This is a genomic window from Acetobacteroides hydrogenigenes (assembly GCF_004340205.1).
Classification (GTDB): domain Bacteria; phylum Bacteroidota; class Bacteroidia; order Bacteroidales; family ZOR0009; genus Acetobacteroides; species Acetobacteroides hydrogenigenes.
Genome location: NZ_SLWB01000002.1, coordinates 195,309 through 220,405, shown reverse-complemented (window position 1 = coordinate 220,405; position 25,097 = coordinate 195,309). Strand labels below are relative to the sequence as shown.

Here is a 25,097-nt window from a genome sequence, read left to right as displayed (position 1 = left end):
GCTCCCGCTTTTTTATACTATACTGTTCGCCACATTATCTTTGGCAACCCAAAATTAAGCTGTACATTTCGACAGAATTAGCATAAACATCAGGAATCGAAATGGACAAGCTTGTTGATTGGGAGAAACGACGTTTTGCCAGAATAATGGAGCTCGAAGGCCTTGGACTTGAAGAGATAACCAAGCTGAAAAATTCCAAGATAGCAGTAGTAGGCCTTACCGGCGTGGGCGTTAGCACCCTCCTTTCGCTAATAACATCTGGTGTAAGCAGCATTAAGGTTGTAGACCACCGATCGATAGACGAGTTTACCCTTCCACAAGGAAGCCTTTTCTCTAAAGGAGATATCGGCAAGTTGAAGACCATCGCCATCAAGGAAAAGCTCATCAACATGAGGCTGGTGGAGCGCGTCAACATTAAGAACGTGGAGCTCCGTGACTCTAACATACAGGAGATCCTTGATGATTCCGAAATCGTAATCTACGCCAGCTACAGCAAGGAAACACTACTGCTGATCGGAGATTACTGCCAGAAGAAGGGTAAGATACTTGTTTGGACAACCGGCTGTAACTTCCATTCGTACCTTCTTTGCGCCACCGGCGATAATGCTTTAGCCCTAATAGGCAGAGCAATTAGCGACATAGATGCCATTTATAAGTCGGACTACTACTACCCAAGCTACGTTAGCTCGATATCGGGAGGTGCAGCAGCCGCTGTGGCAATAAATGCCCTCCTTGGGAAAGCAAGCTCCTTCCTCCGAAAATGCGACGTAAATACCTTTGGAACAGAACAACTTTAATTAAAATAAAAGCTGACCATGAGATTACTACTAATAAGCAACTCCACCAACGCTGGAGAACAGTATCTCGAATACCCGAAACACGAAATCAAAAACTTTTTGGGCGAAGTTAAAAGCGTACTATTCATTCCATACGCTGCAGTAACCTTTTCGTACGACGAATACGAAGCAAAGGTGGCCAACCGTCTGGCCGAAGTTGGCGTAGAGGTTAAGTCGATTCACAAGTTCGACAGCTGCGTTGAGGCCGTAGAAAAGGCCGAGGCTATTGTTGTAGGTGGTGGCAACACCTTCCGCCTGCTGCAGTGCGTTCAGAACAACGGCTTGGTTGATGCCATTCGCCGCAAGGTGCTATGTGGAACTCCATACATCGGATGGAGCGCCGGTTCGAACATGGCCTGTCCAACTATCCGTACCACCAACGATATGCCTATCACGGAGCCCGAATCGTTCAATGCGCTGAACCTAGTTCCCTTCCAGATTAATCCTCACTACCTCGATGCCCATCCCGATGGTCATGCCGGCGAAACCCGCGAGCAGCGTATTGAAGAGTTCATTGCGCTGAACCAAGATATTATGGTTCTTGGCCTACGCGAAGGCTGTATGATCCGCCTAGAGGTCAACGAATACAAACTAATCGGTCCAAAACCGCTTCGCGTATTCAAGTACGGACAGGAGCCTATCGAAACTACCGACATCAACGCGCTAAAGTTCTAGTTCTACCTTAGCGGATAGCATAAGAAAGCACCGTAGCCTTTACTGCTGCGGTGCTTTCTTTATAGGGATGATGCCATTCTCTCCAAATTATCGAAAAAACACCGTTTTGTCGAGCAAATACTTTTTCGTCAGCAGCGAAAACCCATTACATCGTTGAAATGGGTTTCCGCGAGCAGCAGAATGCCATTACATCATTGAAATGCACTTCCGCCAGTAGCGGAATGCCATTACATCGTTGAAATGAGCTTCCGCCAGTAGCGGAATGCCGTTACATCGTTGAAATGAGCTTCCGCCGATAAAGGAATGCCATTACATCGTTGAAATGAGCTTCCGCCGATAAAGGAATGCCATTACATCGCTAAAATTTCTGTGATCTCCACCTACCAGCTAAGTTCCACCTCGTAGCCGCTAAAGGTTCGCAGGTTCAGCACCGCCCCTTCTTCAAAGATCAAGTACTGTCCTCGAATTCCCTTCAGAATACCCTCAACCTCGGGCGATTTATCGAAGTTCAGGGAGGCAACCTTTGTTGGGTACGCCTCAACGGGGTAGCAGAGGTTCAGAATTGCCCTATCCGCAACGGCATACTGAGCCAACTCGTCGTTTAGGGCACTAATTGCCCTATCCCGCTCGTCGAGCAAGCTAATTTCGGGTTCGCTATTGGTGAGCATGGCGCGCCAGTTGGTTTTATCGCTGAAATGCTTCATGAGCTCCACCTCAATTACTCCGGCTAGGTAGCGGTTGGGCGTTTGGGCAATAATTAAGCCCTGACAAGCTCCCTGATCGATCCATCGCGTAGGGATTTGCGTGTGACGGGTAACACCGACCTTTAGTCCACCCGAGCGAGCGAGATACACGTAGTGATCGATAAGGCAGTGCTCCTGGGCGTAAGCCATATCGCGGGCAACCCCCAGATGCGCTTGGCAAAGATGCGGCTTTAGCAGGCAGGGCTCCGTTTCGGGCGACGAAATGAAGCAGCGGTAGCAGTACCCCTGCGCAAACGACTTTTTGGTGATGCTCCCACAGCTGATGCACCGTATGGTGCCGGTAAACCTTAGGCGAATGGCTTTCCCTATTAGCTCATTCATATTTACTTCACCATCGAGCGTCGATAGGCGATAGCTTACCTGCCCATCAGAAGTGGCAGCTGCAGCCATTTTTCGGAGTTCGGCTATTGGCATAGCGTTTTGTTTTTGGGTAAAGCTACAAAAAAGACGATCAATTCCGCTATTTGCACCCTATCCATCGAAAAATATATCATATATAATATTCATCAAATCAATGCTATAAAAAATATTTTCCAAAAATATGAAAAAAACATACTACTATGTGTAACCAAGTACCTAGGTTAAGCGTTATACTTGCAAAACACAATAAAGTGTAATAAACAGTATTTGGTATGAAAACAACACTATCAGTTAATATCGGAGGAATGAGCTTTGTAGTAGATGACGATGCATACGCTCGCTTAAACACCTATATCGAAGCCCTGAAGCGTAAGTACTCTGCGCAAGCCGGTGGCGAAGAGATTATCTCCGATATCGAGGCACGAATAGCCGAGCTATTCGCCCAAGAGATTAAATCGGCACAGCAGGTTGTTAACCTCCGCATGGTAAAGCAGGCGATTGCTACCCTCGGCGACGAGGAGGACTTAGATGCAGGAACCTCTTTCCAATCGGCTTACACAAACGATCAAAAACGAACCCCTATGGCCTACAAGAAATTTTACCGCGATCCCGATGGCATGGTAATCGGTGGCGTTTGTACCGGGCTGAGCCACTACTTCAACCTCGACCCAGTCCTCTTCCGCATCATCTTTATCGCACTGCTGCTAGGTGGTGTAACCATCATCCTTTACCCTCTAATCTGGATCATCACTCCCCTAGCTGTTACCCCAGCTCAAAGGTTGGAGATGCGCGGTGAGCCCATCACCCCAGAAAACTTGGAACGTGAGTATCAACAAATGAAAAATAGGAGATAGCCATGAATATCGATAACAACAAAGCGCAAATGCGTAAGGGCATCCTCGAGTACTGCATCTTGATGATACTCGAAAAGGGAGACGCCTACGCATCGACCATCATCAGCGACCTGAAGGACGCCGAGATGATTGTAGTAGAGGGAACGCTTTACCCACTGCTTACCCGACAAAAGAACCAAGGGCTGCTAACCTACCGCTGGGAGGAGTCGCCACAGGGGCCACCCCGCAAGTACTACTCGCTAACCGAGCAGGGACGAGACTACCTGAAAGAGCTGCACCAATCGTGGGACGAGCTCGTTGAGCAGATCAAAACTATCCGAAATAAGTAAAACCTAATACCATGAACACAACACATAAAGTTAGCATTGGCGGTATAGCTTTCGTTGTTGACGAGAGCGCCTTCAACGAGCTAAAAACCTACACCGACAGGCTTCACGCCCAATTCAGCCATCGTGCCGATGGGCAGGAAATTGTTGCCGACATCGAGTCGCGCATAGCCGAGCTTCTCAATGGAAAGATTCTAACCCCCGATCAGGTGGTTACCCTTGCCGACGTTAAAGACGTGCTTTCGCGCATAGGCGATCCATCGGAGCTCGACGAAGGTGGCGAGAAAACTGGAGAACAACGCAGCTACGGATTTAGCACCATATCTTCAGGACGCAGGCTTTACCGATCATCAACCAATAGGGTATTCGGTGGAGTTTGTGGAGGATTAGGCGCTTACTTTAACATTGATCCCGTCCTCTTCAGAATCGCCTTTGTTGGGTTAACCCTTATCGGATCACCCATTGGCATTGGATGGATATTCCCATTAACCTATATCGTTCTTTGGATATCTACCCACCTAGCGCTTAGCGTTGGACAAAAGCTCGAGATGGAAGGCAAGAAGGTTAACGTTTCCAGCATGGAGCAACGCATCCGTGAGGAAGCCCAGAATGTGGCTCCCCACATTCGAACCGCAGGCGAAACCATTCTAAGCATAGTGGGGGTAATCGTTAAGGTATTTGCCATATTCTTTGCCTCGATATTCGTAGTTGTTGGATTGGCGGTAAGCACCGCGCTGCTGGTTTCCCTCTTCGGAATGGAGCCTTGGGTAGTCAACAACTTCGTTTCGTTCGATCATGACATGGATTTTGCCCTATTCGGCATTGTTTGCAGCTTCTTCCCTCACCTAATATGGTTTAAGCTATCGCTCTTTGCGCTGGTCATCATCCCAACCGTACTAATGATTATCCTGATGATTAAGCTGCTGTTCAGATCTCGCTTCCGCACCCGCTTTGTCGTTGTTCCACTTACGGTACTTTGGGTAGTTGCACTCTTTGCTGCTATGTTTACAGGAATACTCTCTCTTAAGGGTTCGTTTGGTGGCAACAGCTCGGTTAACGAAACCGTATACGCGCAAGCCCCCATCGATACGCTGACCATTGCCTACAGCAATGCCGTTAAGCTTAACCCTAACGATGTGCTTATTTCGCTGGAAAAGCATAGCGACGATGATTTCGACAACGTAAACGTCAACATTAATGGCGAGGATATCGTAAGGTTTGGCAAGTATCACCACGGCTGGAAACACCATCACGGATTCTCAATTGTATCTGCCGAAAACACACAAAACGCCAAGATTGATAGGAACAGCACTGTTTATATTCGTCCGATTGTAGATGTAGAGTTTAGCGAGAATATAGATAAGCCTCAAGTGGTGGTAAAGAAATGGGCAACCGGCCGAAACTACAACACGGCTACCCAAACCGCCGAAGAAATCGAGTTTGACGCAACCTTTAAAGGCGATTCGCTGCTAATATCGCCAGCTATTCCGCTTAAGCTTAGCGACCGAATCCTAAAGGGAATCGAGCTAACCGTTCTTATCCCAAAAGACAAGGCGTACAGGATTAGCAAGGATGTGCTTCCTTCTACAAAAAAGTACAATTCTAAAAAACAGAACGATGTGTACATCTTTAACGAGTCGGGCAGCAGCTCTTTCGACAACGAAAACCTTGAGGAGGTAGATACCGTTGTAGTTAAGGCCACCGATAAGTTTTAAAAAGAACCTTAAAATCTACCTAGGAGGTATTGCAGGTTTCGAAACTGTGCTTATCTTTGCACCGCAATTGCGATAGAAACGAACAGAAACATAGTCGAATTGCTTAATTGACCTATGGTGTAATGGCAGCACTACTGATTTTGGTTCAGTCAGTCTAGGTTCGAATCCTGGTAGGTCAACGAAAGGCTCAAGCTAACGCTTGGGCCTTTTTTGTTTTCCGATCTTCCCCCTATTTGCTACTTTTGCCCATCAACCCAAAACGTTGAATATGGCCTACAACTTTATCACCTCCGATGCTGAGGTTCGCGAGCAAATAACCATCAACTACCGCTTCTACGCCATTAAGGCGTTTACCTTTGCGCTGCTTACCGAAAAGGGCGACGTGATTGAGCACGAGGTAAAGAACACCTTCATCAGCAACCCGCTATTCAAAAAGGGGAACTTTCCGGTAAAGTCGGCGCTAACCGAGCTGGTTGATGCCAACATCAGCCAAACGGAGAGAAAGTTGGCCGCTGGACTGGGCGTAAAGATCGTAAAGCTGGTGCTGGAGCCGTACGGGCGCCGACCCATATCGGAGGATGAAAGCCTTTACAACTTCGATCCGCTAGCCTAACTTTTTATGAAGTTAATCGGAAGTTAAACGGGAGTTATACTGAAGTTATTCGGAAAGAGCTATTCAAACAGCCTAAACCCACCCCTACCCCTCCCTAGGAGGGGATATAGTTCTACAAGGCAAACTCGCTGTTCCGCTATCTAAAAACTAGCATCTTGAAAAAACAAACCATACACCATCAGCCGTTCTGGAGGAGCATCCGCAAGGTAAAGTTCGATCGCTTTGTCCTGGCAATTATTGGAATGATACTTCTTGGTAGATTCTTCCCCCAAGTAGGAATCTACCGTGGCCCAATCAACCTAGACATCATCTCGGATATCGGGGTATCGCTGATATTCCTCTTCTACGGCATGCGGCTGAGCCCCCAAAAGCTGCGCAGCGACTTAGGCAACTGGCATCTCCACCTGGTGGTACAGCTGGCCACCTTCATCGTCTTTCCGCTGATTGTGCTGGTGGCGATGCACCTCCTTTCGACCCCGGCAACGCAGCTGCTATGGCTGGGCGCCTTCTTTATGGCGGCGCTACCCTCCACGGTGTCGTCGTCGGTGGTGATGGTTTCCATTGCCAAGGGCAACATCCCGGCGGCCATCTTTAACGCTAGCATTTCGGCGCTCGTAGGGGTGTTTATTACGCCCGTTTGGATGGGACTGGTGCTGACCTCCGGCAACGGGCAGATGAGCGATCTTTCGGGCGTTATCGTAAAGCTGATCGTACAGGTTTTGGTTCCGGTTGCCGTAGGGATGCTGCTCAACCGCCGCTGGGGCGACTGGGCCACGAGGCACGGCAGGCAGCTAAAGCTGTTCGACCAGTCGATCATCCTAATGATCGTTTACATGTCGTTCAGCGAGTCGTTTAGCCAAAACCTGTTCGCGCAGCTTGCGTGGATGGACCTCTTGACGCTAGCATTTGGCCTTGTGGTGCTCTTCTACGTCGTTTACGGGCTAATCAGCATCGTGTCGAAAGCGCTCGGGTTTAACCGCGAGGATCGGATCACGGCGCTGTTCTGCGGCTCCAAGAAGTCGCTGGTGCACGGTACGGTGATGTCGAGCATCATCTTTTCGGGAATGGGCAACCTGGGCATCATCCTTTTGCCCATTATGGTGTACCACGCCATGCAGCTGGTGCTGGTGAGCTTCATTGCGCAGCGGATGAGTGAGGAGGTGGAGTAATAAAAGTATCACGACACATGTATCACGTATCACGAAATTCGACCACATCTCCAACGTGGTTCAACTTGTCGTGATACGCATATCGTGATACTTGATACCTCATTTGAGGCAAAGCTATACCGTCACAATCCGAAAAAATATTCGTTTATGGGATATCGAAATAACCGTTAACCAAAAACGACAACCCCATGCTTAAACAACTCCTTACGGCTACAGTCCTGCTCCTAACCTTTGGCGCCGCCAACGCCCAGCAGCCCGCCTCGGGGCGCGAGCTCATCCGCCAGATGTACGAGAAGAACCACGCCCGGTTCTACACCACGCTCACCTTCTCGCAGGAGGTGCTCAACTACCGAAACGATTCGCTCCTATCAAAGGATGTCTGGCACGAGGCCTACCTATCGCCCAGCAACCTAATCCTGAAGTTTACCAGCTGGGATAGCGGCAACGGCGTTATCTTTGCCAACGACAGCCTTTACACCTTCGAGAAAGGGGCGCTCAAGAGCACCCGCTACCGCATGCACGACCTGCTGGTGCTGGGCTTCGACGTCAACAACATCACCCCAGAAGAAAGCATTACGCGCACCGAAAAGATGGGCTACAACCTCAACCGCATCGAACCATCGACCTGCATGGGCCGCAAGGCCTGGATGGTGGGCGACACCACCTCGAAGTGCTTTTGGGTGGATGCCGAAACGCTGCTGTTCCTTAGGATGCAGGAGCGCACAGGCGACAACGCCCGCAGCGTGGAGTTCTCCAGATACGAGTACTTCGATGGCCTACCCGTGGGAACCGAGGTGCGATTTTACCGCAACAGCAGCCGCCCTTACATGGTGGAGCGCTACTTCAACGTAAAGCCCAACGCTCCGGTAAGCACCACCATCTTCGATCCTAAGAAGTTTGCGGAGGTAAAGTGGTAGCAATATTGGTAGCCACACGGCATGCCCGGTAGCTAACCTACTTCTTAAAAATAGCAAGCCCCAGGTCGAACCGCTCGAGCTGGGGCTTTTTTTAGTTAGCCTAATAATAATCTCTCTTCAATTCTAACATTTAATTCTATGGGCTACAAATTCTCTTTCTCGTCGTTTTCGGCGCGGGTGGCGCGCTGCCTGATGGTGGCCCGATACGCCGCAATTGTTTTGTTGATCTCGTCGGCAAGGGTGGCGTAGGTGGCGCTCCCCTTAAACTCGATCTGGAAGTTTATGTAGCGGAACAGCTTGTCGATGGCGAAGCCTAGGTCGCGTGCGGCCTCCCTCGAGGTTATGCTGCTGCCGGGCTTTTCGGCCGCCTCGCGCTGGGCATCGTGCAGCTTGTAGTTGGTTTGCCCCTCGCGGATCTCGTCGATCCAGCCCTGCGCGCTGATGGTGGCAAGGGCCTGCTTTAGAGTTGGCTGCGCCTCAATCTGCTCCAGGAAGATGTCAATAAGCTTGGTCTCATCCTGGTTACCCCGGTAGTTCATATCCCAGCCAACGGCCTTAAGGGCGTTTACTACCTCCTGCCCGGCTTTCGCCCAAACGGGATCTTTGCGCTTGGAGCAGCTCAGGGCGTAGCTCTCCAGGTTGCCGATGCCGCTGTCGCGCTGGTCATCGTCCTCGTTCATGAGCTTGGTGATGGCCGCCAAGCTCAGCTTCTGCATGGCCTTGCTGAAAATTTGGTTTTTACTGGTGGCCTCCTCGATAAGGGGCTTTAGCTCGGTATCCTTTTCGCCGTAGGGGTTAGCTTTAGCTAGCACTTTATCGGCGAATGCGCCCTTCTCGGTAATGCGCATCGCCTGAAATGAATGTGGTTCTATCATATGTATTTTGTTTGGTTAATCAGCCTTAAATATATAAAATTTTATTTAACACGATATTTTTGATAAAAATTTTTACCTGCTTTTTCGTGATTCACGACCATTCACCCCTCCAAACTACATGCATGAGGTCATTCAAAGGGTAAAAATTTGTTTTTGATGCTTGCATGAGGTCATTCAAGGGCAAAAAACATGTTTTTGGTGTCTGCATGACCTCATTCAAGGGCTAAAAATTAATTTTTGGTGCTTGAATGACCTCATGCAAGGGCTAAAAAAGTTTTGGAAGGGGTTGAATGAGGTCATGCAAGGGTTTTGGAAAGGGAATTGGGGGATTTTTAAGCTGGTGGAGGTGCCGCAAAACGACAAGGCAAAGGCAATGCTAGAGGCCACCAGCAAGGTGGAGGTGGAAAGCTAAGATTTACCCACCTCTACTCTCCCGCCCTAGCGGGAGGATTACGCGCTTCGAATGGGCACTATAGCATAATTTGGAGCGATACCCCTAAAAAGCAACCCTCCCCGGCAGCGCGTGGCTACCGGGGAGGGTTGTATCTTTTAAGTAGGGTACAAGAAAATAATCCGCCCTATGCAGCGAAGCTAAAGGGATACATTCTTCAAAATTCGGTTCCCGTTCAAAAGGTATAGGCCATCGTCAATCGGCATTACCGCATCAATGGTGTACGGGATTTTTTCAACTATCGTCCACGAATCGTTGCCTACGCCGTACTCGTACAGGTTATTATCGGAACCGATAGCAAAGCACCTGTTCTTGTAAACAAACGACTTTACGAACTTTGAAATTGGCGCATCCTTCAGCCGTGTCCACACCTTTGTGCTTACGTTGTACGACCAAAAATCGGTTGTTAATGTCTCGAAAACAGAGTAGCTCCCAGCACCCATAAACACCATGTTACCGACTGCAAAAAAAGCAGCATCTTTAACGCCCGTACGCTCACTATTTGCCGTTACCTCCTTAAACGTCCGCGAAACCTCATCATACGCATAAATATACGTACCCCTCGAAAGCTCTTCGTTGCTAACAGATCCTCCATAAATTGCTACGTATGGCTGCCCATTTATGCCAAAACCATCGCAGCGCTTGGAGTATTTGAAAACGACATCAGGAAGCCCATTGGGAAGAATTTGGGTGTAAGCTTTACTTGTCGTGTTGTAGGAATAGATGCAATTAGAGTATACAGCTACATAATCCGTCCTATTAACGGTTAGCAATCCGTTAGAAAAGAATAGGAATCCATTAGAAATGGGTGCAGCCTTAATGGTGAAAATTTCGTAGGGGTTGCCATCTATTGAGAAAATGTCTTTAATAGAAACCTCCTTACTCCACGTCATGCCAGCTGGACTAAAGCTCCACATATCACTAGAGCCCCCTCCTGAAAATACGTATCCTTTCCCCTTGTACGAGATGGCTCCTAAATTGAAAGAGTAGCTACCAGATAATACCATATAGGGTAACCATGAAGGTTTAGAGTAGGTAAAAACAGAACCGTAAACCGTTTCCTTCGAGTTCTTAAAGTAGGGGCGAACATTTTCCATCTCATTAAAGTTTACCTCCGAGATGTCGCAAGTAACGATTCCGTCCTTACCAAGCGTACCCTTTATCACCTTATCGCTAACGGTGGGAACAGGAGCTGTTCCTGGATCCGTCGCCTTAGAGTAGCATACGCCAAACTCAGCATTTCTTAAATCGCTAATCGTTTTAAAGGAGTACTTTAACAGATGACAAGCTCTCCCACCTATCAGCGTATCTAGTTTTACCACCGAATTAAATGTTGTAGCGGCTGTGCTGTTATCTGTATTAACAGTATACTCTGGGCTATAAATAGTTTTCCCGCTGGCATCGCGATAGAACACCTTAAGGTAGTACTTGGTGTTGGAGTATAGATTAGAAGCCCTAATGAAGAAATTTGCAGACACACCCGCTGAATCGCAGTAAACAACGCCAGTAGCCTCCGAAACGTTAGGGGTTTCGCTAATAACAAGGTACTTATACTTGGTTGCCTCAGTAAGGATACCGGTAACACCAACAAAGGAGCTAGATGTTGAAAACGCGATATTCTTTACACACCCTTTATCCCCTTCATCCTTCTCGCAGGAAACAAAAAGCAGGGAAAAAACCATTAAAAAGAGAGCCAGCCTTCTCATGAGATTTATTTAAAAAAATTAGAAATACTTTATTTGCCCGCAAAAGTAGCAATAAATTTTCCCCATAAAACGAGCCCACCCCGGTAGCCATGCGCTGCCGGGGTGGGTTGTTTATGTAGAGACGCCCTATAGGGCGTCTCTACCGCAGACCGTTTACAGCTGCTTCTTGAGGATTTCGGGGTGCTCGCGCTCCACCTTAATCAGGAATTCGCCGAAGAGGGTGTTTACCCAAGCAAACCACGAGCGGGTGAACTTGGCGGGGTCGTCCTTGTGGAACGACTCGTGCATGAAGCCCGTTGCGGCGTGGGTGCGCTTCAGCATGCGGAGGCAGCTCTCAATCTCCTTAGGGTCGTTGGAGGTGATGCCCTTCATGATGATGGCCATTGGCCAGATCATGTTTTCGCCCACGTGCGGTCCGCCGATGCCCTCGGCAGCCTTACCCTTAAAGAAGTAGGGGTTATCGTTGCTCCACACAAAGCGGCGGGTGTTCTGGTAGATCGGATCTTTTGCGCTAACGTAGCCTAGGTAGGGCAGCGACAGCAACGATGGGATGTTGGCATCGTCCATCATCAGGTAGTTGCCGTAGCCGTCCACCTCGAAGGCGTAGATCTTTCCGTACTTCGGATGGTTGACGATGGCGTACTTCTTGATGGCGGCATCCACCTCGTTGGCCATCGCCTTACACTCCTGGGCAAAGGCGGCATCCTTGGTGATGGCGGTTGCCATCTCGGCCAGCTGGCGTAGCGACACCACGGCAAAGCAGTTGGATGGCACGAGGTATGGGTAGATGGTGGCATCGTCGGATGGACGGAACATGGAACAGATCATGCCCGTAGGCTTAACGGGGTTACCGTATCCGCCGCCAAACTGGGTGTCGGTGGCAACGGGAGTTTCGCGCTGGAACTTGTAGGGGCCCTTACCCTCCTTACGCTGCTGCTCCTTAAAGGTCTTCACGATAAGCTTCATCGCCTTCTGCCAGTCGGCGTCAAAGTGGCTTACATCGCCAGTCATCTTCCAGTAGTGGTAGCTAAGACGGATGACGTAGCATAGCCCGTCGATCTCCCACTTACGCTCGTGCAGCTCGGGCTTCATATCGGTAAGGTCGCGCTGCCAGTAGCTGCCCTCCTTGTTCATGTTGAAGGCGTTGGCGTAAGGGTCAATCAGCACGCATTCCACCTGGCGGTTGATGACGCCCGCAATAAGGGTTTGCAGGTTCTTATCCTCCTTCATAAAGGGAAGGTAAGGCCACACCTGCGCGGTGCAATCCCTCAACCACATGGCGTGGATATCGCCGGTAATAACGAAGGTGTTGGGCTTTCCGTTCTTCTCGGTGAAGTTTACGGTACGGTCGAGCGTGTTGGGGAAGCAGTTGCCGAAGAGCCACGCCACCTCCTTATCGGCAATCTTCGACTGCATCTGCTCGATGGTACGCTCGATGGCAGGGCTCGAAAAGTTGCGCTGCTCCTTGGCTACGCGCACCGTAGGAAAGGTTTGCGCCATCAGGCTGCCGCTAAGAAGCACAGCACCCAGTGCCAGCATTGTCTTTCGCGTGTAGCTAGTTAAATTTACTCTCATAGTGTAGTGTTTGATGATAATAGTACTGCGAATGTAAGAAATGTAGTGGAAATGTAGTGGAATTGTAGCATACAAGTAGAGCCAAGGCAATGCCTTGGCTCTACATACTACCAAAAAGGCAGCTTATTCCTGTACGGTACGACGTTTTCGAGCCTCAATTCTATTGCAGCTAACCATCGTAAAAAAGGTACAAGCCATAGCAATCATCGACTTATAGCTTGTTGCATTTACCTCCCACGATAGGTTGCTGAAGTTTAGGTGGGTCGCTGCGATAGCAATCATTACCAGAGCAGCAAGGGCAACGATGTTTCTAAGTCGTTTCATGATAACCTATCCCTCCATCGATTTACGAATGCTGCGCAGCTCATCGAGAATGGGCTTCTTTCGACGATACCAGAGGCTTACACCGATAATCAGTCCAACGGTAAGCCCAATGATAAGCGGAATTTGAGCCGTAAGTATACTTTGAATGGTCAACGGCTTACCATCAGCAAATATGTAGCATACCGCAATACTGGCCATCACTAAGAAAGGGAGTATAAATAGCTGTTCGAGTTGGAACAAGGCGTAACGCTTCTCTACGTTTGCTATAAACTTAACAACGGGAATGTCGTAGCAGGTGTGATTAATCTGACGAATCTTATAGATGAGGTAGGGAATCACGGTAATAATTCCCAGTACGTATATGGCATATCCCCAAGAACCATTTCCCTCAGGGTTATCCAAATACTTTACGATACCTCCTATGGTATATAGAATCCCAATACCGATAAGCATAATACTTACGGCAACTAGCAATGTTTTATCCCGCTTATCCTCTTTGCGTACTTTTTCAACAACGCCCTCCACCTTGCGGGTAAAGTCTACACTCATATTCTCGTCGCTGTTGTACGATAGCGACTGGAAGCTATTCTTAAAATCGTCTATATTCATGGCTTTAGAATTGATGGTTATACCGCAGCTTGCCTTATTTGGGGAAATTGTTCAGCTGCTATTTCGCTTAGGCGCTGCTTAATGCGGTGAATCTTCACCCTAACATTGGCTTCGGAGATACCTAGGATATCGGCAATCTCCCGCTGAGGCAAATCCTCGAGGTATAGGCCAATAATGGTTCGTTCGGAGGGTTCCAGAAGGTTAATGCAACGGATCAGATGCTCGATGCTGGGCTCTGTACCAGCAGGTGGCTCTGTTTCTAAAACATCGAAGCCATCGGGCATCAATCGAGTTTGCAATCCCCGTTTAAGGCTACGGACGTGAGTTAGGCAAGTATTCAGCGCAATGCGGTAGATCCAAGTGCTCATGGCAGCCTCGCCCCTATAGGAACTGAGGTTTTCCCATACACGGATGAAGATATCCTGCATCAGATCCTTGCGCTGATCGGTATCGCCCGTGTAGAGGCAGCAAAGACGGAAAACCCGGTCGCGATTGGCCCGAAAGAGCTTTTCGAAGAGCTGTTTGTCGTTTTCCATTAGGTTGATTTAAGGTTTCTCAATCATTTTACACCCTTTTGACGCCAAGTATACGAAATGTTACATTCCGAACCTTGAAAATAAAAATCCCCGGTAGCCAAAAGAAGCACCGGGGATAGTAGCGTTTTTAGATTCGATTCCTACATAGCCATCTCCTTAACCTCCTCGTTGATAACCCTTATCTTCTTCCACCTCCCGCTACGGAATCGGAAGTAGAGAACAGAGCTAAACATAAAGAAGAAGAGCACCAGCAGGAACCAGCTAAGCCCTATCGAAAAGTTAAAGACGTTGAGCGACAGGTACAGGATCGGAACAAATAGCCAATGCGATGCAACAGATGCTATCATGGTAAAATGCGTATCTCCGGCTCCACGTAATGCGCCAACCAGCGCAACCACTAGCGCTTCCACCAAAACGTATAAGGCTGCTATTCGTATCATCAACGTTGCTATTGGCACGGCCTGCTCAAATAGCTCCGAAGCAATACTAGGTGCAAATACCCGCGTAAGCACTTCTGGAATCAAAACAAAGAGGAAGAGAATTACCGTAGAATAGACGACTCCAATCTTAATAGCCGACAGTGCAGCCCTATGGGCCACCTGAGGCCTACAAGCACCCATATATCTACCCACCAAGCTGGTTACGGCAATCTCTATTCCCAGTAGAGGAATAAATGAAACCAAATCCCAGTTGAACATGATCGTTGTAGCGGTTGCCACAACCTCTCCCTTAGCATGGAAAAGCGACACCATTGCCGAAAATGCCATAAAATTTAGGAACATTTCCAATCCAGCAGGATAGCCGTAGTAGAGCAGCTTCTTCATAATCTTCCAATCGAAATGGAACGACTGGGAAATATGAAACTCCTGACGATTTTCCTTCCTAAAGTAAGCAACAAGAAGCACGCACACCGCACAAAACGATCCGCTAATGGTTGCTATGGCCGCACCCCGTATTTCCATGGCCGGAAAGCCAAGCTTACCAAATATCAGGATGTAGTCTAAGACCACATTTACCACCATTGCCAAAAGGGTAGCCTTCATAACAATCTTTGTTTTACCTATTCCGGTAAAGTAGCAGCCCAAAGCGTAGCGCAGCAGCCCAAATAGGGAGCCCCATGCTAAGATGTTGACGTACTCCACCTGAAAACCTATCTGAGCAGCGGGAATTCCCATCATCCTATAGAAGCTTTCGGCGAAGGGAGTAAAGGCAAGGATTACCGGCCACGCCGCCAACGCCACAAGCATTGCCTGAAACGATGCCTTTGCGGAGTTCTGCCGCTCGTTTGCCCCAAAATACTGGGCAACAAGCGCTGTCGAGTAGCCAATCAGCCCAACGAAGAAGAACATAAGCACCTGTAGCGAGACGCCTCCTCCTAGCGAGGCGTTCATCTGCGCCGAATCGACTCGGGCAAGGAAAAGCCTATCGGTGAAGGTCATAATTCCGTCACACGAGGTAGATATAATCATTGGGAGTGCCAAGAAAAGTAGCTCCTGTATTCCTCCCGGTTTTGCGTACTGTTGTCTAATTTTTTGTTGAAAATTCATAGTTTACCAATAGCTGTATAGTACAGTTTATTCCTAGTAGCGCCGTAGTCTTGCCAAGCTTAAATACGAGCACCAATAGGTTAAGCAGTAAAAGTTCTGTTAGCGCTACAACGTATAGCCTAAGCAGAATGCAAAGAATATGCTTATACGCATCGGGTGCGTATGCAATAGAAAAACAAACGATGACTAACTAAATAGCCTGACGCTTTCGGGCAAAACAAGGTTCAGAGAGGAGATGTTTATGCTTGCCAAAAAGGTTGTTACTGAATTGGTAACGTTCGAGAAGGGTTTTGAATCCCCTTTGAGGAAAGGATTGCGTGTTCTTTGAAATGTCCCTATTCGAGCGTTAGCAGCTGACCGACATCTTCATCTTTTTACGTTTTAAGTTTATACCCCGCAAAAGTATGACATTTGCTTTGGGGAGAAAACAAAAAATCCCAAAAGATTTTTCACTAATGGGATTTTTCAGTATAGCAGATAGCCTACCTTACTTACAAGATATAGATAAACGACTCCAAAGGTTTGACAGAAACATCAACGGTACCCACTCCCTTAGCCACCTTTAGGGTAGCGGTGGTTCCGTATAGCGCATCCTTTAGGGTGTAGCTACCGTTCTTCAATCCCCAAGCCTTAATGATGCTGGCAGGGATGGTAAGGTTGAAGCGGCTCGTGGTTTTTGCGTCGAAGTTGGAGATAACAACCAGCTTTTGCTTGCCGCTCCAGCGCACGAACGAGAAAATATTACGATCGTAGCCTTTGGTATCCTTGCGGTTTACGGTTTGGATCTCGGCATACTTGCCCGTAAGGGCTGAGCTGCTGGTGGAGAAGTTGAGCAGGCGCTTGTAGAAGTCGCGTAGCTCCTTTTCGTCGGTGGTAAGGGCGCCGCCATCAAACTTACCGCCATTCATCCAGCGCTGATGGTTTGGAACGCCCGCGTAGTCGAAAATGGTGGTGCGCGAGTGGGTTCCGAAGCCAGAGTTTAGGCTACCAGCCTCTCCTACCTCCTGCCCGTAGTAGAGCATCGTTGGCGAAGTGCTGATTGTTGCAGAAACCACCATCATAGGCTTGCCCTTGGCGGCGCTTCCGGCAAATTCGGGGCTGGCAATGCGCTGCTCGTCATGATTCTCTAGGAAGTGCAGCATGTGGTGCTCGATGTCGGCAAGACCATTCTGAATTCCGACAATATGATCGGTAAGCCCACGTCCTTGAATGATATTCTTAAGCGTATCGTACAGCTCAACCTTGTCGTAGAGGTAGTCCATCTTACCCTTGCTGATATAGCTACGGTACTCCTTGGGGTTGTACACCTCGGCAACCAAAAAGGCGTTGGGGTTCTTCATCTTGATGGAGGAGTTCATGTAGCTCCAGAACTCGACGGGCACCATCTCGGCCATATCGTAGCGAAATCCGTCGACACCCATGCTAAGCCAGTAGAGGGCAATGTCACGGAACTTCTTCCAAGAATCTGGAACATCCTTGTTTTTCCAAAAAGCGAAGTGCTCCTTGTACGACTTCCTATCGAACCCGGCAGGCAGCTCGGGGAAGTCCTTTGTACCATCGGGACGAATGCCGTAGTTGATCTTTACCGTCTCGTACCAGTCGTAGAAGTCGGGACGGGCAAAACGAGTACCGTTCCCGGTCCACTTAGCAGGGTTTTCATCAAACTTGCCATCCGATAATGGATGACGCTCGCCGCCAAGCGGAAGGTAGCCGTTCTTAAACTCGGGCACCTCGAAGGGTTTTCCGGGGATGTAGTAGAAATTGTTATCGCGCTTGTACTCCACCGAGGTATCGTCGTTGCGCCCGAAGTCCCTAGCGGGGAAAACGGTGCTGCGGTAGCTGCGCGCCACGTGGTTTGGAACGATATCGATAATCACCTTCATCCCATTTTTGTGGGTGCGGGCGATAAGCGCCTTAAACTCGTCGAGGCGCTTGGTAGGATCAACGGCCAAGTCGGGATTAACGTTGTAGTAGTCCTTAACGGCGTAGGGCGATCCGGCACGCCCCTTCACCACATCGGGGTCGTCGTTGGCGATGCCGTACGTGGTGTAGTCGCCAATTAGCGCATGATGCGGAACGCCCGTGTACCAGATGTAGGTTACGCCAAGGTTGCGAATCTCCTGAAGCGCCCTATCGGTAAAATCGTTGAACTTACCCACACCGTTTTCCTCGATGGTTCCCCAAGGCTTATTGGTGGTATTCGTATTCCCAAAGAGGCGGGGAAAAACCTGGTAGATTACCTCCTTATGGCGAGGCACAACGCCGGCAGCGCTGCCACCTGTCGCTGAGGCCGCCTGCACGCCGCTGCCCGAAAGCAGCGCGATGCAGAAGCCCATTGATAAAGCTGATCTCTTCATTATGCGAGTGTTGTTTTTATTCCGGTAATTGGCTCAGCGATACTATTGCGCACCAGCTGCAATTTACAACATCGAACATAAGGAAAATAGGCCAAGCGCTAAAGGGCAAAAAGCCTGTATGGGTAGAATGAAGGATGAAGGGAATGCCATTCGGTACAAACCGACGACTTTTTGCAATAGAAAGATGGGTACTCCCTAGGATTTCGGCTGGTTTCCCCCGTCTATCAGGTTAGGGAAGATCCATTCTCAGAAAATGTGATTCCGTTTTTTGTGGAAGTGTTGGTGTTTTGAAGGGAAGTGATGGTGCTTTTTAGAAAAGTAGCTATAAAGCAGGGATGAGTAGTACGGCTACAAGGTACCGTACGGGGTAGAGCTATGGGTACTTTAGTTTTCGGCAGGCAAGTGTGCAATTTCTACAACCAGCAAAAGAAGAACCACGCGAAAGTGTTTCCTTTTTTTGAGGAAGTAATTCTCAGAATTGAGGTAGTGATTCGTAGGATTGGGTAAGTGATGCCTAGAATTAATCTAGTAATGCGTAGAATTGAATGGGTGATGCCGTGTTTTAGGTTGTTCACCCATTTTTGAGAGATAGCTCGCAGCTTTTCCCATCAGTAATCGATTTTTGAAAGTTAGCAGCTAATAATCGGAGCAAAGTGTTTGATTTTTTTATGCTAGTGTTTGATTTTCTTGGATGAGTGTTTCATAATTTTACTGAAGTGTTTGTCTGAATTCGATTAGTAACCCTCTGTTTTGTTCAAATTTCTTTATGTATGCTAATATTTCGCAGAATATTAGAGCGTATCGTCAATTTTTTCGACATGTAATTGACTCGTAAAATCTGAATATCAACACAATAAACTAAATTATCAACAAACTGGGCATATTTAACAGAAAGTATTTAGCTCAATAGGAATAGTATTAAGCTAAATGGGGGTTTCCTTGCCCCCCCCTCGACTACGCTCGGGGGACACTCGACTACGCTCGGGGGACGCCTCGACTACGCTCGGGGGACGCCTCGACTCCGCTCGGGGGACGCCTCGACTCCGCTCGGGGGGCACTCGACTTCGCTCGGGGGACGCCTCAACTTCGCTCGGGGAGACGCCTCGACTACGCCCAGAGAGCGCTCGGAAAGAACACTCGGTGCTTCCGTTCCTCGAGCGGAGCCGAGAGGAACCTATCAACAACTCCCCCCTCGACTTCGCTCGGGGAGCACCTCAACTCCGCTCGGGGGACAACTCCGAAAAAGCACGTAAAAATCACCCGCTTTTAGTGCGATACCCGTATTTATACCTGTTTTAGCAAAACAGGTATTTTCTACATAAAAAATACGGATACCCAGCTGTAAATTTGGGCATTAAGGTAGAAAAATCTCTGGTAGCCCCCTACAGCCCCGACAATGGTAGGCGCTAAAGATGGCACCAGCGAAAACAAAAGTCAAAACCTAAAACAACAAGCACAAAACAGCTTACAACAGTGTCTTAGATCCAACTAAAAACTAGTTCCATGAAAGAATTTAACAAGGTATTCCTACGAATGATTTCGGCAGTATGCAAGTACGCAAAGGGTAACGAAGCTATTAACTCGATGCCAGCAGCTAAGGAGCTTTTAACCAAATCGGATACGCTAATCGGAAAGACCGAAAAGGTGTTAGAGTTCGTCGCCACAGAAAACAAGTCGGTAGTAGTAGCTGTAACCTTCGCAAGCGAAAAAGTTGTAGCTCCGCTGTATGCGGTAATCAAAGCGCTTGAGGTGTACTTTACGAAGCAGAACAATACGGCAATGGTAGCCGAGCTGCATATCACCCGTACAGAGATAAAACGTGCCACGTATAAGGCTATCCAAGCCAGCGTAAAGTCGGTGCTAAAGATTGCCCGCGATAATCTTACCAACCTTGCCATTTACAACATTACCGAAGAGCAGCTGGCTGCTATCGAAGCAAACATGCAGCAGCTGACAACCGCCAATACCGCTTTGGAGGCATACCAAGAGGAGAAAAGGGTAAAGCGAGTGGAGCTGGATGCGCTCATTGAGGAAGGCAAGGAGCTGCTAAACGAAATGGATATGGTGGTGGACATCATCAGCCTCACCCATCCCGAAGCCTTTAAGGGGTATACCGAAGTACGTAACAAGAAGGAGTATACCGAGCTGCTATTTACCATCTCCGTGGTAAACAGCGAAACCGGAAAACCCGAAGAGAATGCCCGTGTGGTGGTGCAGTCGACCACCAAAAAGGAAAAGGATAAGCCCTACGTGCTGATCGACCGACGAACGGGCAAATCCGGCGAAATCCGCAACAACAAGCGCGAGTTCGACATCTACGAGATGATTGTAGAAAAGATTGGCTGCGAAACGCACATCCAGCAGTTTACCGTTGCCGACAATACCCCCTTACGCTTAGAGGTAATGCTGAAGAAGAAGGAGGGGGTGAACTAGCCCTTCCCCCTCGATTTCCCCTCGACCCCCCTCGACTTCGCTCGGGGTACGGCTCGGGGTGCACCTAGATTCCGCTTGAGAGACAACTCGAAGTTTCCCGTTCCTCGAGCGGAGCCGAGAGGAACTCTTCAACAACTTCCCCTCAACTTCCCCTCGACTTCGCTCGGGGGACGGCTCGGGAAGCACATAGATTCCGCTTGAGAGACAACTCAAAGTTTCCCGTTCCTCGAGCGGAGTCGAGAGGAACTCTTCAACAACTCCCCCTCGACTCCGCTCGGGGAACGCTCGGGATGCGCTAGAAGAACATTGAACAGAACTCCGTACCCCGAGCGGAGTCGAGGGGTACAGGTCACCAACCACATCCAACCATGAAAGGATACATGTACATCCTCGAATGCGCCAACGGGCTATACTATACCGGAAGCACAAACGATATTGAAAGAAGGCTGTCCGAGCATCAGAATGGAGAAGGCGCGAACTTCACCAAGAAGAACCTACCCGTAAAGCTGGTGTACTTCGAGGAGTTTAACCGAATCGATGAGGCCTACTATAGGGAGAAGCAGATCCAGAACTGGAGCCATAAGAAGAAAAAGGCGCTTATTGAGAGTAAACCTCAAAACCTTCATGATTTAGCAATCTGCCAAAATAAAAGCCATTTTAGGAATAGGGAGTAGGCCCCCCTCGACTCCCCCCTCGACTTCGCTCGGGGGACGGCTCGGGGTAAGGCTCGGGGGAGCAATCGGAGAACACTCAAGGCTTCCGTTCCTCGAGCGGAGTCGAGAGGAACTCTTCAACAATGCCCCCCCCTCGACTCCGCTCGGGGGACGCCTCGACTCCGCTCGGGGGACTCCTAGAATCCGCTCGGGAAGCGGCTCGGGGTACGTTCGGGGAACAACTCGACTTAAGAAACAGTTCGTGAAAACCAAGACTGGAACAACCCCACTAATAGCATTAATTATTCTCTCCCATATTGCACTCGTTTGATCGTTCCTGCGTTTCTTGAATGGCTCTAGGAAACTTTTGGAGCAAAGGCATTGTTTACACTATACGCTGAATTCTAAACAACATGGAAGAGGATAATAAAACCATCAAACAATGGGAAAAGGGCTTACGCATCAGACATGTAGCTCACAGCATTGCCTTTTCTCACTATGCCATGCTCAATCGAGTAATTGGACTTATCTCAACCCTACTATCGGCACTAGTTGCCACGGCAATTTTTACCTCCATTTCACAAACCGGAAACAAGTACTGGATCGTCATTGCCGGATTAATCAGCATAATAACCACATTAACATCCGCTGCCACATCATTTTTAAAGTATGGCGAACTAGCAGCCATGCACAATCAGGCCCTAGCTTCGTTTGGCAAGCTAAGGCGCGATCTGGAGTTAAAAATATTGGAAGGGCTATCGGATAAAGACATTGACAAGCTCCAAGAAATTAACAAGAAGTGGAGCGAGCTGGAAAAAAGTACGCCTGCTATTCCTAATAAAATCTACGACATTGCCCATAAAAAGGTCAACAAGGCAACTTCGAAGGAGAAATAGCACAAGCAACCAACCGAGAAGACCGCCCCACCAGTAAGCATCAACGGATAAACCACGCGGTATAAGCTAAGCACTTTCGTTGCTCAAGCAGCAGATGAACCACGCCTATTAAGCTCAAACAGAGTAAGGGAGGATAAAAGTAGAGCCTGTATCTAGCACAGGTCGCATCCTCTATCCTTTCTTTAAAACCTCTTGGTCTCAAAGATCTTTGGGTTTATATTTACCATTTGAGGTATACACAAACGGTTAAAGCGATAAGCGGCAGCTTACTACTACACAACCGCCGTATCCCAAGCTGAGAGAACTGAAACCCGAGGTGCTTGCTACCCTAAAGTATCTCCATCGAATCATTTAAAACCAGACATCAACATGAGACGAAGTCTTACTTTTATCCTGCTGCTGCTAGCTTACGGTTCAACATCTTTGGCGCAAACCGAAGTTAAGGAGCTGAGCTTATGGAAATTTTCTAGAGCAGATAATGCATCCGCCTCACGAGCTGATTTCGACGACTCGTACTGGGAGACGGTAAAGATACCCCACGATTGGGCGATTTACGGTCCTTTTGATAAGGAGATCGATAAGCAGGTTGTCAGGATAGAGCAGAACAACGAGAAGGTGGCTACGGAAAAAACGGGTAGAACGGGAGCTTTGCCTTTTATCGGGGTGGGCTGGTACCGAACCACGCTAGATCTACCTGTATTCAGCAACGATAAACAGGCACTGATCACCTTTGACGGAGCCATGAGCAATGCCGAGGTGTTTGTAAATGGCGTAAAAGTTGGAAATCGACCTTACGGCTACAGCTACTTCTACTTCGATATCTCAAGCTACCTACAAGCGGGCAAGAAGAACGTAGTTGCGGTCCGGCTCGAAAACCAACCCTTTTCGTCCCGGTGGTATCCGGGCGCAGGATTGTACCGCAAGGTTAGGGTAATCGTCAAGAATCGGGAGAACTTTAAGCATTGGGGACATTTTATCACAACGCCATCCGTTTCCGATAACATCGCCAGGGTAAACATCCGCTCGCAGGTTCAGGGCGAAAACCTTACGGTAAAAGCAACGATTAGGGATGCCAAAGGCAATACGGTAGCCGAAAAAGTTTCGTCGGAAAGATTCGGCAACGAAATAGAGCAGAACATTACCGTTAAGAATCCCAATCTATGGAGCCCCGAAACGCCCTACCTATATACAGCCGAGCTAAAGCTCTACCAGGGTAATGCGCTAAAAGACTCGGAGGTTGTCCGATTCGGGATACGCCAGATCAGCTACAGCGCCGCCAAGGGGTTCGAGCTTAACGGTAAGGTAACAAAGTTCAAAGGGGTGTGCTTGCATCACGACTTAGGTCCCATTGGTACCGCAGTAAACCGGGCGGCTCTCAAACGACAGCTAACCATCCTGAAGGATATGGGCTGTAACGCCATTCGTTCGTCGCACAACATGCCCTCCATCGAGCAGCTGGAGCTATGCGACGAAATGGGCTTCCTGTTCCTAGCCGAGAGCTTCGACGAATGGAAAAAGCCAAAGGTAAAGAATGGCTACAACCTGTACTTTGACGAATGGGCAGAAAAAGACGTGGAGAACCTGGTACGCGCCACCAAAAATCATCCCTGCATTGTAATGTGGAGCGCCGGTAACGAGGTGCCAGATCAGTGGGGCAGCGACGGAGTAAAAAGGCTAAAGTGGCTTCAGGATATTTTCCATCGCGAAGACCCAACTAGACCCGTAACCGTGGGGATGGATCAGGTTAAGGCGGTAATGGAAAGCGGCTTTGGCGCTATATTGGACATTCCGGGCCTAAACTACCGCGTGCACCTCTACGATGAAGCTTACCAAAGATTTCCTCAGGGGATTCTTTTGGGATCTGAAACAGCATCGACGGTAAGCTCGAGGGGCATCTACAAATTTCCGGTTGTAAGCAAACCAGATAAAACCTATCCCGACCTACAGTGCTCTTCCTACGACCTAGAATTCTGCGATTGGTCGAATATCCCAGAAGATGACTTCATTCAGCAGGATGACAAACCTTGGGTTATCGGCGAATTTGTATGGACGGGCTTCGACTACCTAGGAGAGCCAACACCCTACGACAACTACTGGCCTTCGCGAAGCTCCTACTTTGGCATCTGCGACCTTGCAGGCTTGCCTAAAGATAGGTTCTACCTATACCGTAGCCGTTGGAACACAAAAGACACTACTTTACACATTCTTCCCCACTGGAACTGGGAAGGACGCGAGGGTCAGACAACTCCAGTTTTCGTATACACAAGCTACAACAGCGCCGAACTCTTTGTTAACGGGAAAAGCCAGGGGATACAAAAAAAGAGTACCCAATCGAAGCTAAACCGTTACCGGTTGATGTGGATGGATGTGAAGTACGAGCCGGGAACATTAAAAGTGGTGGCCTACGACGATAAGGGAAAACCCGCTGCCGAAAAAACAGTGGTAACAGCAGGCAAACCCCATCATATTAAGCTCGAAGCCGACAGGCAAACGATCACCGCAAATGGCGAAGACCTATGCTACGTAACCGCTACCATTGTCGATAAGCAGGGTAACCCCTGCCCCAACGCCTCCAACAGGCTATACTTTAAGGTAAAGGGCACCGGCAAATACAGGGCCGCTTGCAATGGCGATGCAACCTCGCTGGAGGTGTTCCACAAGCCCACCATGAAGGCCTTTAGTGGCAAGCTAGTTGTCTTGGTTCAGTCATCGACCCAAGCAGGAAATATGGAATTAACGGTTTCGGGTGATGAGCTCAAGGAAGGTAAGCTAACAATATCAACCATAAAGGAATAAGATTGCTAATTACAGGCTACAAGCTATAATGTCGGCTAAAGATTATTGAAAGAGCGACCCAAGACATCTCCAAACAAAAAACAAGCGCAGCTACACCAAAGGCTGCGCTA

The 25,097-nt window shown here is 48.7% G+C and carries 22 protein-coding genes and 1 tRNA gene; 14 read left to right on the top strand and 9 right to left on the bottom strand.

Annotated elements, in window-relative coordinates; all coding sequences use genetic code 11:
* Positions 1–101 precede the first annotated feature (101 nt).
* Together CLV25_RS03685 and pepE are read left to right on the top strand one after the other, a co-directional pair.
* Complete coding sequence (locus CLV25_RS03685; RefSeq protein ID WP_131838288.1) at positions 102–797, top strand: HesA/MoeB/ThiF family protein; 696 nt, start codon at positions 102–104, stop codon at positions 795–797.
* An 18-nt stretch (positions 798–815) separates the two neighbouring features.
* Positions 816–1,511 carry a dipeptidase PepE gene (pepE, locus tag CLV25_RS03680; RefSeq protein WP_131838287.1) on the top strand — a complete coding sequence of 232 codons (696 nt, stop codon included), beginning with the start codon at positions 816–818 and terminating at the stop codon, positions 1,509–1,511.
* A 380-nt stretch (positions 1,512–1,891) separates the two neighbouring features.
* Here the strand turns inward: pepE and CLV25_RS03675 are convergent, their stop codons facing one another.
* Positions 1,892–2,689: a DUF2797 domain-containing protein gene (locus CLV25_RS03675; RefSeq protein ID WP_131838286.1), complete on the bottom strand. Its 798-nt coding sequence runs from the start codon at positions 2,687–2,689 to the stop codon at positions 1,892–1,894.
* 218 nt (positions 2,690–2,907) lie between these two features.
* On the opposite strand from CLV25_RS03675, the gene CLV25_RS03670 reads away from it, so the two are divergent.
* The 7 genes from CLV25_RS03670 to CLV25_RS03640 all read left to right on the top strand — a co-directional run bounded on the left by CLV25_RS03670 (position 2,908) and on the right by CLV25_RS03640 (position 8,229).
* The gene (locus tag CLV25_RS03670) at positions 2,908–3,489 is read left to right on the top strand and encodes a PspC domain-containing protein (RefSeq protein WP_131838285.1); all 582 of its coding nucleotides are present in this window, start codon (positions 2,908–2,910) and stop codon (positions 3,487–3,489) included.
* Between the two features lie 2 nt (positions 3,490–3,491).
* Positions 3,492–3,818, top strand: a complete 327-nt coding sequence (locus tag CLV25_RS03665) for a PadR family transcriptional regulator (RefSeq protein ID WP_131838284.1) — start codon at positions 3,492–3,494, stop codon at positions 3,816–3,818.
* Between the two features lie 11 nt (positions 3,819–3,829).
* Complete coding sequence (locus CLV25_RS03660; protein ID WP_131838283.1) at positions 3,830–5,530, top strand: PspC domain-containing protein; 1,701 nt, start codon at positions 3,830–3,832, stop codon at positions 5,528–5,530.
* A 108-nt stretch (positions 5,531–5,638) separates the two neighbouring features.
* Positions 5,639–5,709, top strand: a tRNA-Gln gene (locus tag CLV25_RS03655).
* Positions 5,710–5,798: 89 nt separating this feature from the next.
* Positions 5,799–6,143, top strand: coding sequence for a hypothetical protein (locus tag CLV25_RS03650; protein ID WP_131838282.1), 345 nt, complete (start codon positions 5,799–5,801; stop codon positions 6,141–6,143).
* 155 nt (positions 6,144–6,298) lie between these two features.
* A complete protein-coding gene (locus tag CLV25_RS03645) occupies positions 6,299–7,312 on the top strand; it encodes a bile acid:sodium symporter family protein (protein WP_207895582.1) in 1,014 nt (337 codons plus the stop codon).
* Between the two features lie 188 nt (positions 7,313–7,500).
* Positions 7,501–8,229, top strand: coding sequence for a hypothetical protein (locus CLV25_RS03640; RefSeq protein WP_131838281.1), 729 nt, complete (start codon positions 7,501–7,503; stop codon positions 8,227–8,229).
* A 143-nt stretch (positions 8,230–8,372) separates the two neighbouring features.
* Here the strand turns inward: CLV25_RS03640 and CLV25_RS03635 are convergent, their stop codons facing one another.
* A complete protein-coding gene (locus CLV25_RS03635; protein WP_131838280.1) occupies positions 8,373–9,104 on the bottom strand; it encodes a DUF6261 family protein in 732 nt (243 codons plus the stop codon).
* A 244-nt stretch (positions 9,105–9,348) separates the two neighbouring features.
* Between CLV25_RS03635 and CLV25_RS15895 the strand changes: the two genes are divergently transcribed.
* Positions 9,349–9,516: a hypothetical protein gene (locus CLV25_RS15895; RefSeq protein ID WP_165876974.1), complete on the top strand. Its 168-nt coding sequence runs from the start codon at positions 9,349–9,351 to the stop codon at positions 9,514–9,516.
* 179 nt (positions 9,517–9,695) lie between these two features.
* Here CLV25_RS15895 and CLV25_RS03630 read toward each other — a convergent pair whose 3' ends face one another.
* From CLV25_RS03630 to CLV25_RS03600, 7 genes are all read right to left on the bottom strand, one after another.
* Complete coding sequence (locus CLV25_RS03630; RefSeq protein WP_131838279.1) at positions 9,696–11,261, bottom strand: Kelch repeat-containing protein; 1,566 nt, start codon at positions 11,259–11,261, stop codon at positions 9,696–9,698.
* A 153-nt stretch (positions 11,262–11,414) separates the two neighbouring features.
* The gene (locus CLV25_RS03625) at positions 11,415–12,761 is read right to left on the bottom strand and encodes a glycoside hydrolase family 125 protein (RefSeq protein ID WP_243649593.1); all 1,347 of its coding nucleotides are present in this window, start codon (positions 12,759–12,761) and stop codon (positions 11,415–11,417) included.
* A gap of 198 nt (positions 12,762–12,959) precedes the next feature.
* The gene (locus CLV25_RS03620) at positions 12,960–13,160 is read right to left on the bottom strand and encodes a hypothetical protein (protein ID WP_131838277.1); all 201 of its coding nucleotides are present in this window, start codon (positions 13,158–13,160) and stop codon (positions 12,960–12,962) included.
* A 6-nt stretch (positions 13,161–13,166) separates the two neighbouring features.
* A complete protein-coding gene (locus tag CLV25_RS03615) occupies positions 13,167–13,769 on the bottom strand; it encodes a hypothetical protein (RefSeq protein ID WP_131838276.1) in 603 nt (200 codons plus the stop codon).
* A gap of 17 nt (positions 13,770–13,786) precedes the next feature.
* Entirely contained in the window at positions 13,787–14,305 is a 519-nt protein-coding gene (locus CLV25_RS03610) for an RNA polymerase sigma factor (protein ID WP_131838275.1), read from the bottom strand.
* 140 nt (positions 14,306–14,445) lie between these two features.
* A complete protein-coding gene (locus tag CLV25_RS03605) occupies positions 14,446–15,852 on the bottom strand; it encodes an MATE family efflux transporter (RefSeq protein ID WP_131838274.1) in 1,407 nt (468 codons plus the stop codon).
* A 491-nt stretch (positions 15,853–16,343) separates the two neighbouring features.
* Positions 16,344–18,209 (bottom strand): alpha-amylase family protein, encoded by a 1,866-nt coding sequence (locus CLV25_RS03600; protein ID WP_131838273.1) that lies wholly within the window; start codon positions 18,207–18,209, stop codon positions 16,344–16,346.
* A 1,503-nt stretch (positions 18,210–19,712) separates the two neighbouring features.
* Between CLV25_RS03600 and CLV25_RS03595 the strand changes: the two genes are divergently transcribed.
* The 4 genes from CLV25_RS03595 (at position 19,713) to CLV25_RS03580 (ending at position 24,987) form a co-directional block, all read left to right on the top strand.
* Positions 19,713–20,642: a hypothetical protein gene (locus CLV25_RS03595; protein ID WP_131838272.1), complete on the top strand. Its 930-nt coding sequence runs from the start codon at positions 19,713–19,715 to the stop codon at positions 20,640–20,642.
* Positions 20,643–21,010: 368 nt separating this feature from the next.
* Positions 21,011–21,316 (top strand): GIY-YIG nuclease family protein, encoded by a 306-nt coding sequence (locus CLV25_RS03590; protein WP_131838271.1) that lies wholly within the window; start codon positions 21,011–21,013, stop codon positions 21,314–21,316.
* Between the two features lie 392 nt (positions 21,317–21,708).
* Positions 21,709–22,191, top strand: coding sequence for an SLATT domain-containing protein (locus tag CLV25_RS03585; protein WP_131838270.1), 483 nt, complete (start codon positions 21,709–21,711; stop codon positions 22,189–22,191).
* A gap of 363 nt (positions 22,192–22,554) precedes the next feature.
* Complete coding sequence (locus CLV25_RS03580; protein ID WP_449369355.1) at positions 22,555–24,987, top strand: DUF4982 domain-containing protein; 2,433 nt, start codon at positions 22,555–22,557, stop codon at positions 24,985–24,987.
* Positions 24,988–25,097: the final 110 nt, after the last annotated feature.

What these genes read in the sequence shown, in the direction of transcription:
- CLV25_RS03685 (WP_131838288.1), top strand. Translation starts at nt 102, where the DNA reads ATGGACAAGCTTGTTGATTGGGAGAAACGACGTTTTGCCAGAATAATG.
- pepE (WP_131838287.1), top strand. Translation starts at nt 816, where the DNA reads ATGAGATTACTACTAATAAGCAACTCCACCAACGCTGGAGAACAGTAT.
- CLV25_RS03675 (WP_131838286.1), bottom strand. Translation starts at nt 2,689, where the DNA reads ATGCCAATAGCCGAACTCCGAAAAATGGCTGCAGCTGCCACTTCTGAT.
- CLV25_RS03670 (WP_131838285.1), top strand. Translation starts at nt 2,908, where the DNA reads ATGAAAACAACACTATCAGTTAATATCGGAGGAATGAGCTTTGTAGTA.
- CLV25_RS03665 (WP_131838284.1), top strand. Translation starts at nt 3,492, where the DNA reads ATGAATATCGATAACAACAAAGCGCAAATGCGTAAGGGCATCCTCGAG.
- CLV25_RS03660 (WP_131838283.1), top strand. Translation starts at nt 3,830, where the DNA reads ATGAACACAACACATAAAGTTAGCATTGGCGGTATAGCTTTCGTTGTT.
- CLV25_RS03650 (WP_131838282.1), top strand. Translation starts at nt 5,799, where the DNA reads ATGGCCTACAACTTTATCACCTCCGATGCTGAGGTTCGCGAGCAAATA.
- CLV25_RS03640 (WP_131838281.1), top strand. Translation starts at nt 7,501, where the DNA reads ATGCTTAAACAACTCCTTACGGCTACAGTCCTGCTCCTAACCTTTGGC.
- CLV25_RS03635 (WP_131838280.1), bottom strand. Translation starts at nt 9,104, where the DNA reads ATGATAGAACCACATTCATTTCAGGCGATGCGCATTACCGAGAAGGGC.
- CLV25_RS03630 (WP_131838279.1), bottom strand. Translation starts at nt 11,261, where the DNA reads ATGAGAAGGCTGGCTCTCTTTTTAATGGTTTTTTCCCTGCTTTTTGTT.
- CLV25_RS03625 (WP_243649593.1), bottom strand. Translation starts at nt 12,761, where the DNA reads ATGGCGCAAACCTTTCCTACGGTGCGCGTAGCCAAGGAGCAGCGCAAC.
- CLV25_RS03620 (WP_131838277.1), bottom strand. Translation starts at nt 13,160, where the DNA reads ATGAAACGACTTAGAAACATCGTTGCCCTTGCTGCTCTGGTAATGATT.
- CLV25_RS03615 (WP_131838276.1), bottom strand. Translation starts at nt 13,769, where the DNA reads ATGAATATAGACGATTTTAAGAATAGCTTCCAGTCGCTATCGTACAAC.
- CLV25_RS03610 (WP_131838275.1), bottom strand. Translation starts at nt 14,305, where the DNA reads ATGGAAAACGACAAACAGCTCTTCGAAAAGCTCTTTCGGGCCAATCGC.
- CLV25_RS03605 (WP_131838274.1), bottom strand. Translation starts at nt 15,852, where the DNA reads ATGAATTTTCAACAAAAAATTAGACAACAGTACGCAAAACCGGGAGGA.
- CLV25_RS03600 (WP_131838273.1), bottom strand. Translation starts at nt 18,209, where the DNA reads ATGAAGAGATCAGCTTTATCAATGGGCTTCTGCATCGCGCTGCTTTCG.
- CLV25_RS03595 (WP_131838272.1), top strand. Translation starts at nt 19,713, where the DNA reads ATGAAAGAATTTAACAAGGTATTCCTACGAATGATTTCGGCAGTATGC.
- CLV25_RS03590 (WP_131838271.1), top strand. Translation starts at nt 21,011, where the DNA reads ATGAAAGGATACATGTACATCCTCGAATGCGCCAACGGGCTATACTAT.
- CLV25_RS03585 (WP_131838270.1), top strand. Translation starts at nt 21,709, where the DNA reads ATGGAAGAGGATAATAAAACCATCAAACAATGGGAAAAGGGCTTACGC.